This is a genomic window from Tessaracoccus sp. SD287, from assembly GCF_017355265.1.
Classification (GTDB): domain Bacteria; phylum Actinomycetota; class Actinomycetes; order Propionibacteriales; family Propionibacteriaceae; genus Aestuariimicrobium.
This window is the reverse complement of sequence record NZ_JADIJQ010000002.1, coordinates 40,894-56,060: the sequence shown is the minus strand read 5'-3', so window position 1 is coordinate 56,060 and position 15,167 is coordinate 40,894. Positions and strand designations below refer to the sequence as shown.

The window sequence follows — 15,167 nt, the reverse complement described above, 5'->3', positions numbered from 1 at the left end:
GTGGCAGAGTGGACGATCCCCAACCTGGCCGCCGACCCCGGCTGGCACGGTGGCCGCAGCCACGCGCTGGTGTGGGCCCTCGAGCTGGGCGAGCCTGCGCACCGGCTGACGGACCTGGCCCGGCGGCGCCTCGGACCGGTGCTGCTGGAGCGCTACGAACGCCAGCCGCACGTGACCATCAGTTACGCGGGCCTGATGCGTGGGCCCGGAGTTGACGGATACGGCCCCGACGCGCTGGTCGTGGACCTCGAGCGGCTGCGGCCGCTGCTGCGGGGCCCGGTCACGGTGGTCGCGCAGGGCTGGGACAGCTTTCCGATGGTGCCCTACCTGGGGCTGGCCTCCGACTGGCTGCACCAGGCCCACGCCGCCTTGCCCACCCCCGGCTTCCACGGCGCCATGACCTATCGTCCCCACCTGACCGTCGGCCAGTACGCGACCCGGTTGCCGCTGGCCGAGGCACGCGCGCTGCTGGCCCCGCTGCCCTCGACGGGTGCCTGGCAGGTGGGGGAGGTGTCCCTGCTGCGCTACGACACCGACGACATCAGCGGTCCGCTCACCGCGGAGGGACGGTTGGACCTGACCAGTGGCCAGTTCCGGTGGTCGAGCCGGAGCCTGCTCCTGGGGATGGCCGACAGCCCGAGCGTCAACAACTGAGGTCCCAGCAGCACGCGCCCTGCACTATGGCAGGGCGCGTGCCGCTGGGTACTTGGTTGTTGACGGGTTTCGTCCTTGCGCCCGGCTGGTGGGCGGGGCGCTCAGAACTGGGTGGCGATGCCCATGCCGATGGCCGCGGTGACCAGCACGACCGACTGGGTCAGTTCCACCAACGAACCGAAGGTGTCGCCGGTATGGCCACCCAGACGTCTGACCAGATGACGATGCCAGAGGTGGGCAAGACCATGGCCCACCAGCACGGCCACCGGCAGGACGACCAATCCGGGCACGCCGGCCGCCCACCAGCCTGCGGCCGCTGAGCCCAACACCACCAGCACGGAATGAGCCAGCGCCGTGGCGGGTGCGCTGGTCTGGTGGAAGAGGGCCCCGAATCCACCCGGGCGGGCCACGGGGCCGGCGGTGGTCGTGGCCCACACCACGACCACGCGGCCCGTCGTGGTCGCCACGACCCATGCGGTCGCCCCGAGCCAGAGTCCACGCCCGCTGGGGTCGCTGGCCGCGGTCAACCCGACCAATGAGGTGACGTCGACCAGCAGCACCATCAGCAGGGTGATCACGCCCATCGGTCCGATGTCGGAACGTTTCATGATGGCCAGCGCCGTTTCAGGGTCACGCCGGGAACCCAGCCCGTCGGCGGTGTCGGCGACCCCGTCCAGATGGAGTCCGCCGGTCAGCCAGGCGAGCGCCGCCACCGCCAGCACCGCCCCCAGCCATGGCTGGTCGATCGCGGTGAGCGCGACCAGCACCACCGCCCCAGCAATCCCCAATAGCGACCCGACAACGGGAAATGCGGCCATGGCGCGCGTGGCTGTGCGTCGCGTCAGGTCAGTGATGGGGGGCACCGGGATGGTGGTGAACAGTCCCATGGAGGCATGCAGCGGGTGGGGTTCACGGCTCATGGTGTGTCCTCTCGGCCATGTGGTCCCATCCTGGGGTGCCTGCCGTCAGCCCGGCCGGCCACGTCGCGACCCCTCACTTGAGCCGCTGCGCGATGCCGGCGGTGCACAGGACGACGCGGTCGCAACAGGCCGCCACCCGGGCATTGAGGCGTCCCAGTTCGTCCTGGAAGAGCCGACCAGACGCTGTCGAGGGCACCACCCCCGAGCCGACCTCGTTGCTGACCAGCACCACTTGGCGGCCGGTGCCGGTGAGGGCGTCGACGAGGGCGGCGACGGTCTGGTCCAGGCCCTGACGCCACCTCTCGGTGGGTTGCGTCCAGGCGTCCAGGTGGTCGAGGTGGTGGGTCAGCCACAGTGTCAGGCAGTCGACCAGCAATGGCGTCGTGCTGTCGGCGCCGAGCAACCTCACCAGATCAAGGGTCTCGATGGTCTGCCAGTGGCCGGGACGACGCTGGCGGTGGGCATCAACCCGAGCCTGCCATTCCGGGTCATCGGGCTGCGGTTCGGAGGTGGCGACGTAGTCGACCGATGCCTCCTGGTCGAACTGCTGTTCCGCCCAGTGCGACTTCCCGGACCGGGCTCCGCCCAGCACCAGGGTCGTGGTGGGCCGGGCGTCAGGTGCGGCCACGGGTGTCACGGTCGCCACACGTGCCAGGTCCTGCAGCAAGCGTTGCGCCTCGGCGGAGCCCCGGTCCACGCGGACGTGGAACTCGCTCATGACCCCGACACGCCGGCTGACTCGAAGGTCGCCATCTCGTTCATCACCCGCGCCGCCGCCTCGACCAACGGCAGCGCCAGCACCGCACCGGTGCCCTCGCCCAGCCGCAGGCCCAGATCCACCAGCGGATGCAACCCCAGATGGGTGAGGGCCAACCTGATGCCTGGTTCGGCGCCGGCATGCCCGGAGACCAGGTAGCCGCGGACGTCATCGTTGAAGGCGACCGCCACGCAGGCGGCGGAGCAGGCAATCAGGCCGTCCAGGATGACCGGCACCCGGTGGGCCGCGGCGGCCAGGATGAACCCGGTCAGGGCAGCGTGCTCCAGGCCACCGACGGCCGCCAGCACCGCCAGCGGGTCGGTGGGGTCGGGGCGGTGCAGCGCCAGGGCGTCGGTGACCACGCGGGTCTTGGTGGCCATCATCTGGTCGTCGGCGCCGGCCCCGCGTCCGATCACGTCGGCCGGGGCCGCCCGGGTGAAGACGGCCACCAGGGCGCTGCTGGGGGTGGTGTTGCCGATGCCCATCTCGCCGGTGAGCAGGCAGCGGGCACCGTCAGCGATGGCCTGCTGGGCAGTCTCGATGCCGACCTCGATGGCGGCCCGCGCCTCCTCCACGGACATGGCCGGTCCCACGGACAGGTCGGCGGTGCCACGACGCACGGTGCGCTGGCGCACCGACGGATGCCCGTCATGCGCGGTGGCCACGCCGACGTCGGTGATGATCGTGGTAGCACCCAGTTGGCGGGTGAGCACGTTGATGGCGGCACCGCCGGCTGCCATGTTCATCAGCATTTGCACCGTGACCGCCTGCGGCCACGGGCTGACACCCTGCGCGCAGACGCCATGGTCACCGGCGAAGATGCCGACGACGGCGGGGGTGGGCAACGGCGGCGGACAGGCATCGGCGATGCCCGCCAGCCGAATGCCGACGTCCTCGAGCACGCCCAGGCTGCCCGGCGGCTTGGTCAGGTGACCCTGCAACGTCCTGGCCTGCTGCATTGCCGAGGCGCTGACCCCCACGATGGCGGCGAGCGTGCCATCAAGGGTCGACGCGGACGGTGCGGTGGGGGTGGTCGGCGCGGCGGCCGAGGGGGCAGTGGCGGGCGCGGCGGCTGCGGCGGCTGCGGCGGGCGGTGCTGATGGGCCAGGCATGCCTAGATACTGGCACGCTCCGGCAGCGAGCCGTTCATCGGCCACCCAGCAACGTGCATCCAGTCGCACTCCACAGGCCTCGGGGCCCGGAAACGGCGCACTGGATGCACACTGCTGGGGCACGGCTCCGGAACCTCGCTCCCACGCCCCAGCAAAGCGCCGGGTGGCGAGCCCCCATGGGGCCCGCCACCCGGCGCTGGTGCCAGTCGGTGTTCGCGTCAGGTGTCTCGTGCACTCGCGAACGCCTCATTCAGGACTTCGGCTTCACCACCGTCTTGCCGGTGGGGTCAACCTGCACCTGGGCGAGGTTCGGGTCCACCGTGCCGGTGCCGATGCTGAACGGGGTGGTGGTCCACACCTGCCAGTGGTTGGGGTTGTTCTTGTCGCCGAGGGCCTTCAACGCCCGCAGCTCGAGAATGTAGGACCCGGCGGGAGCATTCTTCACGGTGGCGTGCTTGTTCTTGCCCACCTGGTAGGTGCCGTCCCACGACAACGCCGTGAAGTTGTTGTCGCGACCGGAGTTGCCGGTGGTCATGACGGGCCGACTGCTCAGCGGTGCCCCCTTGGTGCCGTCGGCATTGGCGTGGTAGGCCCACAGTTCGAGGTTCGAGACGGGGTAGTCCAGGTGGAACAGCAGGTAGGGCACGTCATCGCCCTGCATGGTGAACTGCCGACCCGGAGCGGCCTCGTTGTAGAACCCATCCTCGAGGTAGCCCAGGAAGAACGGCTGCAGCGGGTTGAGCGACTGGTAGTCACCGGCCATGCCGGCGTAGGGAACCCGCAGCACCGATCCATTGTCCCCGGTGAGAGTCACGTAGCCACCGTAGATGTAGCCGGCAGGAACACCATCGGGGGCAGAGATGGTCACCTTGACCTTGGCGCTGCTCCTGGCCTTGACCTTGACGGTCTGCTTGTTGGCCGAGAAGTTGGCGTCGGCCAGGTAGAAGCCCGGGTCTTGCGTGGTCTCACCCCAGGCACCGACGGCGTTCTCGTTGGTGATGGTGTAGGTGACGGCTGCCCGGCTGTCGTTCTCGATGGTCAGGGTGGTGGTCACCGGCTTCTTGGCGGCATCCCCCAGGCTGATCTTCGAGGGCGAGACACCCTGGCGGGTGGTGGCGGCGCGCAGGATGTTGACCATGCCGGCGCCCTGACGGGCGACGGCCTCGGTGGCTGCGCCCGGGGCGAAGCTGAACGTCGCCGGGGTGGCGGTGTTCTGGAGGACCTCACGGACCTCGGTGGGCTTCTTCTTCAGGTCGGGACGGGCCTGCAGCAGCAGCGCGACGACACCCGCCACATGCGGGGCCGCCATCGAGGTGCCCGAGTTGGACGCGTGTCCGCCCTTCTCGACCGGCACCGTCGACCAGATGTTGCCGCCGGGGGCACCCAGGTCGGGCTTCAGGGTGAGGTCAGCGGCCAGGCCCCAGCTCGAGAAGTCCGAGATCAGACCGGCGCTGGCGCTGGGGGTGGAGGTGACGTCGCCGGTCCAGGTCATGGTGACCCCGCCAGCAGCAGCCGCCGCGGCCAGGGCGGTGCCGTCCGCCTGGGAGATCATCACCACGGGGATGGTGATGGCAGGGTCACCCTCGACGGTCGGGTTGATGGTGCCGGCAACGTTGTTGTACAGGATCGCCGCACCGGCGCCAGCCTTCTGGGCAGCCGCAGCCTTCTCGTAGAACGAGCAGGTGCCGCGCTGGATCAGGTAGACGGTGTCAGCGCTGACCGGGGCCAGCGGGGCGCAGCCGTTGGTCGGGTTGGCGACGGCCACCTTCAGGGTCCCGGACTTGGGGGCGATGGGGGCGCCGGACGCGTTGCCGTAGCCAATGTCCTGGCCGTTCGAGGTGCGCAGCACGTTCTGGGTGATGAGTGCATTGTCGAAGCTGGCCACCGAGATGGCGTTCTTGGCGACACCGGGTGCGCCACCGGAGAACAGGCCGTCCGCGCCCGAGTTGCCGGCCGAGGCGACCACGACGACACCCTTGCGGTGCAGTCGGTCAGCGGCCTGCGCCGTGGGGTAGTCGGGCCAGGTCATGAACGAGAAGCCGAGGGACATGTTGACCACGTCCATCTTGTCCTTGCCGGCCTTTTCCAGGGCGGCCAGGATGATGTCGGAGTCCGATGAGCCCTCACAGCCGAAGACCCGGTAGCCGCCGAGGGTGGCCTTGGGGGCGACGCCCTTGATGCCACCGGTCTTGGTGTCACCATCGGCGGCGGCGATGCCGGCGACGTGGGTGCCGTGGCCCTCGCAGTCGTCGGGGTTGTTGTCGGGGACCGGACGTGACCCGGTGACGTCGGCGTTGTACAGGTCGCCGACGAAGTCGTAGCCATAGGCCACCTTGGCGGTCGGGAAGGCTGTCGACCCGTTGGTGCCCTTGCCACCCAGATCCGGGTGGTCGATGTCGATGCCGGTGTCAATGATGCCGACCTTGATGCCCTTGCCGGTGAGTCCCAGTTCGTTCTGGGCCACCGAGGCGCCGGTGAGGTTGAGTGCGGCGATCATGTCGGGGCTGGTGGTACCGCCCTTGGTGACCGGACGGTTCACCTGGACGACGGGGAAGACCCGCTCGACGCCGGGAATGGACAGCAGTTCGGCGACCGAGGCGTCGTCGGCGTTGACGGTCAGGCCGTTGAACGAGGTGTTGTAGGCCCGGGTGACGTCGATCTTCACGCCGCGGCTCTTGGCATTCTTGACCACGCTGTCCTGGGTGGCCTTGGCGGTGGCGGCGCTGCCACCATCATCAGTGGGAGCGCCAGAAATCTGGACGAACCACTTGTTCGGGACTGCCGTGGTGCCGGCCTGCGTCTTCATGGTCTTGACGTAGTCGGACAGCTTGCCGAGATTTGTTTGGGCGTGCGCCGGTGCACTGCCCAGGCCGGCGCACAGCAAGGCGGCGGCCGCTGTGCCAGCGGCCAACCTCACTGTGAACCGGGGGGGAACCTTGGTCATGGAAAATCCTCACATCTTTGGGGCAGAAGGTGAGGCGAAGATACCTGCGTTGTGGGCCGTCAGTGGCCGATTGGTCCAAGAATTCTGAACTTGTTCTCAGACAGGTCCCCGGCGCCGACCCCCGGTGGGCATGTTTGGCCTAGCCGGGCCACGTACGCGTCCCGGTGAGTGGAGCCCGTCCCCAGACACTTCCGGGGAAGGGCGACGGCGTGTCGGCCGGTCGCGGACCTCAGCCCAGCGGCTCGTCGTTCTCGGTGACGGGCACACCCAGCTCGTCGATCACCTGCTGCATCAGCCGCATCACTTCCAGGGTGTCGTCGAGGGTCATGAACTCACTCTCGGTTCTACCGGCCCGGATGCACCGATTGACCTCCTCGAACTCGTAGCCGTAGCCCTTGCCCACCACCTCGGGGACGATCTCGCGCGACTCGCCACCCAGGGGGTGGACCACCAGCGAAGGCGGGTGGTGGAATCGCGGCGGCAACTCGGCCCAGCCCTGGGTGCCCAGGACCACCATCCGGCCGGGGCCCGGGGTGCGCAGGGCTGCGGCCAAGGTGGCGTAGCGGTCATCGGCGTAGGTCAGCAGCATGCCCAGTTCGGCATCGGCGCCGTTCTCGAAGGTGGTGCCGTGCAGGGTCAGCCTGGTGGCGTTGCCCAGGAAGTCCTGGGCGAAGCTGAGCGGGTAGACGCCCAGGTCGAGCACCGTGCCCCCACCCTCGGCCAGGTCGAAGATGCGGTCGTCGGGGTCGTAGGCGCGGAACGCGCACAGGTCGCCCTGCACCGAACGGACCTCGCCCAGTTCACCGGACGCAATGACCTCATGCAGGGCGCGGACGGCGGGCTGGAAGCGCGTCCACATCGCCTCCATCACGAACACGTTGGCGGCGCGGGCCGCGTCGACCACCTGCTGGGCGCCGGCCAGGGTCGCCGTGAATGCCTTCTCGACCAGCAGGTGCTTGCCGGCGGCGATGGCGGCCAGGGCAATCGTCTTGTGGCGCGGGTGGGTGGTCGCGATGTAGATCGCGTCGACGTCGGGGTCGTCCACCAGGGCCTGGTAGGAGCCGTGGGCGGTGGTGAACCCGTGCTCGGCGGCCATGGCGTCGGCACGGGCCTGGGTGCGCGAGGCAATGGCCTGCAGGTGCACCTCGTGCGGGATCAGTGTGAGGTCGGCCAGGACGGTGTCGACGATGCGACCTGTTCCGGCGATGCCCCAGCGCAGGGGAGTGGTCACCACAGTTCCTTTCGTTGGTGCTGTTGTTGTCGCAGTGCGAGGTCCTCGCGCCGCTTGCGCGCCAACGACTCGATGGCGGCATTGATGCCGGGGGCGAGGAAGAGTCCGGCGAAGAAGACCCACCAGGTGATGCCCAGGATCATCAACACCAACCCCATGGGAATCACGGCCCAACCGACCAGACGCAGGACGCTCAGGTAGCCGGGTTCCCCGGCCGGCAACACAGGTCCCCGGCCGGTGTCGGCCTGCACCTCGTCCGGGGTGGTTCCCGATCTGGTCGGGGCAAGCGTGTGGCCTGTGGGGGGAGCGACGCGCGGCAGGTCCGCGAACAATGGCACCAGGTCCTCGACGGTTCGAGCCTGCAGCGCCCGGCCCATCCGTTCGTCGAACTCGGCCGTGTCGAGGCGACCGGCGGCATGGTGCTCCTGCAGCTGGGCCACGGCCTCGTCGCGCTCGGCGAATCCAATGCGCTTCGGCGGCGTTGGCACGGTCATGCCGAACAGCGTAGTCGGACGAGCGTCACGCTGCTTCTGCTGGGTCACTACACTCAGGGGGTGCCGTGCCGTCCTGGCCGGCGAGGGACCCCCAGGGGTCCCGCAGCGGAGGAAGGTGGACATGGCCCGAATCGTGATGAAGTTCGGCGGATCGTCGGTGGCGGATGCCGAGTCGATCAAGCGCGTCGCGCGGCGCGTCCTGCGAGCCAAGCAGGACGGCAACGAGGTCGTCATCGTCATCTCGGCCATGGGCGACACCACCGACGAGCTGATGGATCTGGCCCTGCAGGTCTCACCGCAGCCAGCCCCCCGCGAACTCGACATGCTGCTGACCACCGGTGAGCGCCAGTCGGCCGCGCTGCTGGCCATGGCCCTGGCCGACCTGGGCGCCGAGGCCCGCAGCTACACCGGTTCGCAGGCCGGGGTGATCACCACCAGCGCCCACGGCAACGCCCGCATCATCGACATCACCCCCGGCCGCATCGAGAGTGCCCTCAACCAGGGCAGCGTCGTCATCGTGGCCGGCTTCCAGGGCGTCTCCCAGGACACCAAGGACATCACCACCCTGGGACGCGGTGCCTCCGACACGACCGCCGTCGCCCTCGCCGATGCCCTGGGTGCGGCCTTCTGCGAGATCTACTCCGACGTCGACGGCATCTTCACTGCCGACCCGCGCATCGTCCCGGGGGCTCGGCGCATCCCCGAGATCAGCTACGAGGAAATGCTCGAGATGGCCGCCAATGGCGCCAAGATCCTGCACCTGCGCTGCGTCGAGTACGCGCGCCGCGAGAACGTTCCCGTGCACGTGCGTTCGAGCTTCTCGGACAAGCCCGGCACGTGGGTCAAGGACATCAAGGACATGGAAGGAACGGCAATGGAAGAGGCCATCATCTCGGGCGTCGCCCACGATCGCAGCGAGGCCAAGATCACGGTGGTCGGCGTGCCGGACACCGTCGGGGTGGCGTCGCAGATCTTCCTCAAGATCGCCCAGAGCGAGATCAATGTGGACATGATCGTCCAGAACGTCTCGCACGTCGACAGCAACCGCACCGACATCTCCTTCACCCTGCCGATGGACGACGGCCGCACCGCGATCGACGCCCTGCGCGAGATCCAGGGCACCGTCGGCTTCCAGGACGTCCTCTATGACGACCAGATCGGCAAGGTGTCGGTCATCGGCGTCGGCATGCGCTCGCACCCGGGCGTCACCGCCACCTTCTTCAGCGCCCTGGCCGGTGCCGGCATCAACATCGGCATGATCTCGACCTCCGAGATCCGCATCTCGGTGGTGGTCGACTCCCACCAGGTCGACGACGCCGTCCGGGCCGCCCACACCGCCTTCGGCCTGGACGCCGAGGGCGAGGCCGTCGTCTACGCCGGGACGGGACGCTGAGGCGCCCGTGACCGAGCACCCACGGCGGCCGGGTCGCGCCACCCCGGGTGGGGAGGGCGCCACCCCGGCCCGTGGGCTTCCCGACGACAAATTCCGTGAGGACGAGTCGTGGGGGGTCCCGACCGGCGCGATCCCGCCCGGGTTGTTCCGGGACGCCCCTGCGGCCGGGCCCCCGGTGCCGTCCCCGGCGCCGGCGGCCGGGACGACCGCTGGGCCGCCGCCGGAACCGGTGGCGGAACCGGTGGCCGAGCCCCACGAACCTGCCTTGGAGACCACCCTCTACGTCCGCCTGGACGACATCTTCGACGGTGCCCCGCCCAGGCCTGATCCGGTCCTGTCCGGGTGGGTCGAGGGCCCCCCGGACGAGCCCGCCGCCGAGTCGGAGGGCATCGCGGAGTCACGGGGCATGGCCGAGCGGGCCACGCCTGGCTCGGTACCCGACGAGATGATTGACACCGTCATCCGTGCCCCGATCACCGCCGAGGAACTCGACCGGGTCGGCCGCGAGCGCGCCGCCGCGCCTGCAGGTACCGCAGCCGCCCGCCGCGCAGCCCCTGTCGACAGCGTCCCCGGCGACATCGCCGCGGCCGCCGACGGGGCCGCGTCCGCCGACGGGGCCGCGCCCATCGACCCCGCCGACACCGGCGCCGCCGCCACCGTGGCCCGCAACTCGGCGCTGATGGCCGCCGGCACCCTGGTCTCGCGGGTCCTCGGCATGGTCCGGACCGCGCTGCTGGCCGCCGCGTTCGGCGTCTCGGTCATCGGTGACGCCTTCCAGGTGGCCAACACCCTGCCCAACTACGTCTACATCCTGCTCTCGGCCGGTGTCCTCAATGCCGTGCTCATCCCGCAGATCACCAAGGCAATGAAGCGACCCGACGGCGGCCGGGCCTTCGTCGACCGGCTGCTGACCGTTGCCCTGGGGCTGGTGCTGGTGACAGCCGTGCTGGCCACCCTGGCCGCCCCGCTGCTGGTCCGGGTGACGTCAAACCTGCCCGAGGGGGCCCACGACGCCGCAGTCTTCTTCGCCTTCCTGTGCCTGCCCCAGATCGCCTTCTACGGCCTGTACACGGTGCTCGGCCAGGTCCTCAACAGCCGCGGCCAGTTCGCCGCCTTCATGTGGGCCCCGGCACTGGCCAACGTCGTCCAGATCGCCGGCCTGGTCTGGTTCTTGGCCGTCTGGGGCAGCCAGGGCCCCGAGGCCACCTTCACCCCGCCGATGATGTGGTTGCTGGGCGTCTCGGCCAGCCTCGGCATCGTCGTCCAGGGCCTGTCGCTGATCGTGCCGCTGTACCGTGGCGGCTTTCGCTGGACCCCCCGCTTCGACATCCGTGGGCACGGCCTGGGCAGCGCGTCCAAGATCCTGGGCTGGACCTTCACGGCCCTGATCATTGCCCAGCTCGGCGGCCTGGCCGTCCAGCTGGTGATGACCACGGTGCGCGGCGACGACCCGCGGGTGCCCTCGGTGCTCGCCCACTCCCAGGCCTTCCAGATCTTCATGCTGCCGCACTCGTTCGTGACGGTCTCGATCCTGACGGCCATGTTCCCGGCCCTGAGCCGCGCCCACCACGACGGTGACCTCGGCAGGATGCGCCAGCTGCTGCGCCGCTCGCTGAGCATGCCCGCGGTGGCGGTGATCCCGATGAGCGTGGCCATGGTCGCGCTGAGCTACCCGATCATCCGGGTGCTGCTGCCGGGCAGCGGCACCGACCATGCTGCCGTCGCCTGGATCCTGGCCGCCATGTCCCTGGGCGTGATGGCCTTCGGCATCACCACCCTGCAGCAGCGCTACTGCTTCGCCCGCGAGGACGGCAGGACCAACCTGTGGCTGCAGGGACTGCTGACCGGCACCCAGGTCGTGATCGCCCTGTTCGCCTTCGTGGTGCCCGCCCGGTGGGCGGTGGTCACCATTGGCCTGGGCCAGTCGCTGGCCAACATCATCACCGCCGTCGTCTTCGTGCTGGTGGCCCGCCGCCAACTCGGTGGCCTCGAGCTGCGCCCGGTGGTGGCCCTGTACGCGCGACTGATCGCGGCCTCGGCCGTGGCCGGGGCGGTCGCCTTCGCCGTCGCCTGGGGCATCGGCCGCCTGGGCGACGGGGTCGCGTTGGCGCTGCTGCAGCTGGCCGTCGGCGGGGGACTGTTCCTGGTCATCGTCTGGTTCGGGCTGAAGAGGTTGCGCGTCACCGAACTGGACGAGGTGCTCGAGCCGCTGCTCCGGAGACTCCGACGCGGCCGCGCCAGCGCCTGATCGTCCTGGCCGCGGCGGAGCGTTCTCGGCGGGTTAGCGGGGGTGATCCGGGTCGTCGCGACGTAGGCTGAAGCATGAGCGATCCGACGGTGACCGACGGGGACCACTACTCCGTCATCTTCGAGAACGACCGGGTGCGCGTGCTGGAATATCGTGACCAGCCGGGCACCCGCACCCAGGAGCATCATCACCCGGATTCAGTGATGGTGAGCCTGACCCCCATCCACCGGCGCATCACCTCGGGCGATCGGACCATCGAGGTCGAGCTCCCCGCCGAGGCGGCCCGGTGGCTCCCCGCCCAGGACCACGTGGGGGAGAACATCGGCCAGGCACCGATTCACGCGATCTTCGTGGAGTTGAAGGAGCCCTCGTCGACCCCGTCCGGGACGGGACGGGGGTTGGGTCCCTTTGACCAGGTGGCCGGGCCTCCGTCGTCGACGAGTCCCGACAGGTTCTGCTGCGCGTGCCTCGTCCGGGATGGTTGACTCGTCCCATGATCCACGTCGGTGACCGATCCACCCTGAGCTATGTGGTGCCGGAGCAGCGCACCGTGCCGCACCTGTTCCCCGAGTCGGCCGAGTTCGAGGTGATGCCCAGGGTGCTGGCCACCGGCTACCTGGTCGGCCTGCTGGAGTGGGCCTGCATGCACCACCTCACCGAGGCCGGTCACCTCGAGGGCCAGCAGATCTCGGTCGGCACCCATGTCAACGTCTCGCACACTGCCGCCACCGTCCCGGGACAGCAGGTGACCGTCGAGGTCACCTGTACGAAGGTGGAGGGGCGCCTGGTCGAATGGGACGTGGTCGCCCGTGATGAGCGTGACCTGATCAGCCAGGGCACCCACCAGCGCGCCGTGCTCGACCCGGCGCGGTTCGCTGCCGGTGTCGGCCGCAAGGCCGAGGAGCTGGGACTGGTCTGGGGCTGAGCCCAGCCGCGCCGAGCAGGCCCGGTCAGCAAAAAAGGCCCCGTCAGCAGACGGCCGCGTCAGCGACGGCCGGCCAGGTGGTCGACGAGGCGCTCGTCGGCGTCGGGTGGGGTGAAGCCGGTGGCCTTGAGACGGTCCAGGGCCAGAACGCTGTGCTGCGGACGTGGTGCCAACTGCTTGCCCTGCCCGTACTGCTCGGCCGTCACCGGGAGGACGTCGGCGGGGTCGCGTCCACACAGTTCGAAGACGCGGGCGGCGATGTCTGCCCATGATCGGACCGGGCCGTCGTTGGTGACGTTGTAGGTGCCGAAGGGTGCGCCGCTGCGGACCAGGTGGACAATGGCGGCGGCCAGGTCGTCGGCGAAGGTGAGCCGACCGAACTGGTCGCTGACCACCGAGGGTTTGATTCCCCTGGCCGCCAGGTTGGCCATGGTGGTGACGAAGTTCGCGCCGTCGCCGATCACCCAGCTGGTGCGCACGATCCAGTGCTGGTCGACAGTGGCGGCCAGCAGGTCACCGGCAGCCTTGGTCTGCCCGTAGACCCCCAGCGGGGAGGCCGGCTCGTCCTCGTCGTGCACCGGCGTGCGACCGTCGAAGACGTAGTCGCTGGACACATGCACCAGCCGCAGGTGGTGCCGACGGGCGGCGGCGGCCAGGTGGGCGACACCGGACGCGTTGGTCGCCCAGGCGGCCGCCCGTCCAGCGGTCGTCTCGGCGGAGTCGACGCCGGTGTGGGCGGCGGCATTGATGAGCACGTCGACCTCACTGAAGTCGAAGGCCTGCACGGCGGCCGCGTCGGTGATGTCCAGGTCGTCGCGTCCGACCAGCAGCGCGTCGGGCAGCAGGGTGGCCAGTGCTCGCCCCAGCTGTCCGTTGGCGCCAATGATGGCCGGCCGGCGGGGGGTCATGGGTCTCACCTGCGCCAGCATGGGGTGGTGCTGGTCGGCCTCGGACAGTTCGCACCGGGAGCGTTCGATGGGCCACGGGATGCCCAGGGCCGGGTCGAACAGGTTCGCGTAGGTGTAGCGGTCCCGGGCGGCGGCGCTCCAGTGCGCGTTGACCAGGTAGGCGTAGCAGGTGCCGTCCTCGAGGGCCTGGTAGGAGTTGCCGACGCCGCGCGGCACGAAGACGGCGGTCTCGGGGCCGAGTTCCAGGGTGACGACGGTGCCGAACCCGTCGCCGGAACGCAGGTCGACCCAGGCGCCGAAGATGCGTCCGGTGGTCAGGCTGACCAGCTTGTCCCAGGGCTCGGCGTGGATGCCGCGGGTGGCACCCCGGGAGTTGTTGAACGAGACGTTCTGCTGGACGGGCCCGAAGTCGGGAAGGCCGAGCTCGGTCATCTTCGCGCGCTGCCAGTTCTCCTTGAACCAGCCGCGGGCATCGGCGTGCACGGGCAGGTGCACCACCAGCAGGCCGTCGATGGCGGTGGTCTCGACGCGCAGCTCGCCCATCACTGTCCCTTCGCTGCGTACTTGGCCTCGGTGGCCTGCTTCATCGGACGCCACCAGTCCTCGTTGTCGCGGTACCAGGCGATGGTGTTGGCCAGACCCTCGCGGAAGCTGGTGAACTCGGGGCGCCAGGCCAGTTCCTCACGCAGCTTGGTGGAGTCGATGGCGTAGCGCAGGTCGTGGCCGGCGCGATCGGTGACGTGGTCGTAGGCATCGCGGGGCTGGCCCATCAGCTCCAGCACCAATTCGATGACCGACTTGTTGTCGAGCTCCCCGTCGGCCCCGATCAAGTAGGTTTCGCCGGGTCGGCCCGCCTCCAGAATGCGCGCCACCGCGGCATTGTGGTCGTCGACGTGAATCCAGTCGCGCACGTTCAACCCGGCCCCGTAGAGCTTGGGCCGGTGGCCGTCGAGCACATTGGTGATCTGGCGCGGGATGAACTTCTCGACATGCTGACGGGGGCCGTAGTTGTTCGAGCAGTTCGAGATGGTGGCCTGCACCCCGAACGAGCGCACCCAGGCGCGGACCAGGTGGTCGGAGCCGGCCTTGCTCGCCGAATAGGGACTGGACGGGTTGTAGGGGGTGTCGGGGGTGAACCTGGCCGGGTCATCCAGCGCCAGGTCGCCGTAGACCTCATCGGTGGAGATGTGGTGCAGGCGTTTGCCGTGGCGACGCACCGCCTCGAGGACGATGAACGTACCGACCAGGTTGGTGCGAATGAACGGCGAGGGGTCGTTGAGTGAGTTGTCGTTGTGGCTTTCGGCAGCAAAGTGCACCACGACATCGTGGGCCGCCACCAATTCATCGACCAGGGATTCATCGGCCACGTCGCCGGTGACCAGTCGGCAGCGGTCGGCCGGCAGGTCGGCCAACGAGTCGGGCTGCGCGGCATAGGTGAGCGCGTCGAGCACGGTCACGGTGTCGGTGGTGGTCGCCAATTGGCGACGGACGAAGTTGGCGCCGATGAAGCCGGCGCCACCGGTGCACAGGATATTGCTCACGCCCGACATGCTAGTGCCGCGAGCAGCATCGGCACGGGGT

The 15,167-nt window shown here is 69.5% G+C and carries 13 protein-coding genes; 5 read left to right on the top strand and 8 right to left on the bottom strand.

Annotated features, from left to right (window positions below):
- Positions 1 to 654: a 2'-5' RNA ligase family protein gene (locus tag IPV09_RS14060; protein ID WP_207473120.1), complete on the top strand. Its 654-nt coding sequence runs from the start codon at positions 1 to 3 to the stop codon at positions 652 to 654.
- A 101-nt stretch (positions 655 to 755) separates the two neighbouring features.
- Here the strand turns inward: IPV09_RS14060 and cobS are convergent, their stop codons facing one another.
- The 6 genes from cobS to IPV09_RS01300 form a co-directional block, all read right to left on the bottom strand.
- Entirely contained in the window at positions 756 to 1,574 is an 819-nt protein-coding gene (gene cobS / locus IPV09_RS01325) for an adenosylcobinamide-GDP ribazoletransferase (protein ID WP_207473119.1), read from the bottom strand.
- 73 nt (positions 1,575 to 1,647) lie between these two features.
- Positions 1,648 to 2,292 carry a bifunctional adenosylcobinamide kinase/adenosylcobinamide-phosphate guanylyltransferase gene (gene cobU / locus IPV09_RS01320; RefSeq protein WP_207473118.1) on the bottom strand — a complete coding sequence of 215 codons (645 nt, stop codon included), beginning with the start codon at positions 2,290 to 2,292 and terminating at the stop codon, positions 1,648 to 1,650.
- Positions 2,289 to 3,443 carry a nicotinate-nucleotide--dimethylbenzimidazole phosphoribosyltransferase gene (gene cobT, locus IPV09_RS01315; protein ID WP_207473117.1) on the bottom strand — a complete coding sequence of 385 codons (1,155 nt, stop codon included), beginning with the start codon at positions 3,441 to 3,443 and terminating at the stop codon, positions 2,289 to 2,291. Before cobT ends, cobU begins: the two co-directional genes overlap by 4 nt.
- Before the next feature lie 250 nt (positions 3,444 to 3,693).
- Positions 3,694 to 6,387, bottom strand: coding sequence for a S8 family serine peptidase (locus IPV09_RS14465; protein WP_207473116.1), 2,694 nt, complete (start codon positions 6,385 to 6,387; stop codon positions 3,694 to 3,696).
- 229 nt (positions 6,388 to 6,616) lie between these two features.
- Complete coding sequence (locus tag IPV09_RS01305; protein WP_370590173.1) at positions 6,617 to 7,618, bottom strand: Gfo/Idh/MocA family protein; 1,002 nt, start codon at positions 7,616 to 7,618, stop codon at positions 6,617 to 6,619.
- Complete coding sequence (locus tag IPV09_RS01300) at positions 7,615 to 8,112, bottom strand: DUF1707 domain-containing protein (protein ID WP_207473114.1); 498 nt, start codon at positions 8,110 to 8,112, stop codon at positions 7,615 to 7,617. The genes IPV09_RS01305 and IPV09_RS01300 overlap by 4 nt, the downstream gene beginning before the upstream one ends.
- A 121-nt stretch (positions 8,113 to 8,233) precedes the next feature.
- On the opposite strand from IPV09_RS01300, the gene IPV09_RS01295 reads away from it, so the two are divergent.
- From IPV09_RS01295 to IPV09_RS01280, 4 genes are all read left to right on the top strand, one after another.
- Entirely contained in the window at positions 8,234 to 9,505 is a 1,272-nt protein-coding gene (locus tag IPV09_RS01295; RefSeq protein WP_207473112.1) for an aspartate kinase, read from the top strand.
- A 7-nt stretch (positions 9,506 to 9,512) separates the two neighbouring features.
- Positions 9,513 to 11,753 (top strand): murein biosynthesis integral membrane protein MurJ, encoded by a 2,241-nt coding sequence (gene murJ / locus IPV09_RS01290; protein WP_207473110.1) that lies wholly within the window; start codon positions 9,513 to 9,515, stop codon positions 11,751 to 11,753.
- Positions 11,754 to 11,827: 74 nt separating this feature from the next.
- On the top strand, positions 11,828 to 12,238 hold the full coding sequence (locus IPV09_RS01285; RefSeq protein WP_207473108.1) for a hypothetical protein: 411 nt from the start codon (positions 11,828 to 11,830) through the stop codon (positions 12,236 to 12,238).
- Positions 12,239 to 12,246: 8 nt separating this feature from the next.
- Positions 12,247 to 12,678 carry a thioesterase family protein gene (locus IPV09_RS01280; RefSeq protein ID WP_207473106.1) on the top strand — a complete coding sequence of 144 codons (432 nt, stop codon included), beginning with the start codon at positions 12,247 to 12,249 and terminating at the stop codon, positions 12,676 to 12,678.
- Positions 12,679 to 12,737: 59 nt separating this feature from the next.
- On the opposite strand, the gene IPV09_RS01275 is transcribed toward IPV09_RS01280, so the two are convergent.
- Together IPV09_RS01275 and rfbB are read right to left on the bottom strand one after the other, a co-directional pair.
- Positions 12,738 to 14,129 (bottom strand): bifunctional dTDP-4-dehydrorhamnose 3,5-epimerase family protein/NAD(P)-dependent oxidoreductase, encoded by a 1,392-nt coding sequence (locus IPV09_RS01275; protein WP_207473104.1) that lies wholly within the window; start codon positions 14,127 to 14,129, stop codon positions 12,738 to 12,740.
- The gene (gene rfbB, locus IPV09_RS01270) at positions 14,129 to 15,136 is read right to left on the bottom strand and encodes a dTDP-glucose 4,6-dehydratase (protein WP_207473103.1); all 1,008 of its coding nucleotides are present in this window, start codon (positions 15,134 to 15,136) and stop codon (positions 14,129 to 14,131) included. The genes IPV09_RS01275 and rfbB overlap by 1 nt, the downstream gene beginning before the upstream one ends.
- Positions 15,137 to 15,167: the final 31 nt, after the last annotated feature.

Excerpts from the sequence above, each read along its gene's own strand:
- cobS (WP_207473119.1), bottom strand. The coding sequence starts at position 1,574 with ATGAGCCGTGAACCCCACCCGCTGCATGCCTCCATGGGACTGTTCACC.
- cobU (WP_207473118.1), bottom strand. The coding sequence starts at position 2,292 with ATGAGCGAGTTCCACGTCCGCGTGGACCGGGGCTCCGCCGAGGCGCAA.
- cobT (WP_207473117.1), bottom strand. The coding sequence starts at position 3,443 with ATGCCTGGCCCATCAGCACCGCCCGCCGCAGCCGCCGCAGCCGCCGCG.
- IPV09_RS14465 (WP_207473116.1), bottom strand. The coding sequence starts at position 6,387 with ATGACCAAGGTTCCCCCCCGGTTCACAGTGAGGTTGGCCGCTGGCACA.
- IPV09_RS01300 (WP_207473114.1), bottom strand. The coding sequence starts at position 8,112 with ATGACCGTGCCAACGCCGCCGAAGCGCATTGGATTCGCCGAGCGCGAC.
- IPV09_RS01295 (WP_207473112.1), top strand. The coding sequence starts at position 8,234 with ATGGCCCGAATCGTGATGAAGTTCGGCGGATCGTCGGTGGCGGATGCC.
- IPV09_RS01285 (WP_207473108.1), top strand. The coding sequence starts at position 11,828 with ATGAGCGATCCGACGGTGACCGACGGGGACCACTACTCCGTCATCTTC.
- IPV09_RS01280 (WP_207473106.1), top strand. The coding sequence starts at position 12,247 with ATGATCCACGTCGGTGACCGATCCACCCTGAGCTATGTGGTGCCGGAG.
- IPV09_RS01275 (WP_207473104.1), bottom strand. The coding sequence starts at position 14,129 with ATGGGCGAGCTGCGCGTCGAGACCACCGCCATCGACGGCCTGCTGGTG.
- rfbB (WP_207473103.1), bottom strand. The coding sequence starts at position 15,136 with ATGTCGGGCGTGAGCAATATCCTGTGCACCGGTGGCGCCGGCTTCATC.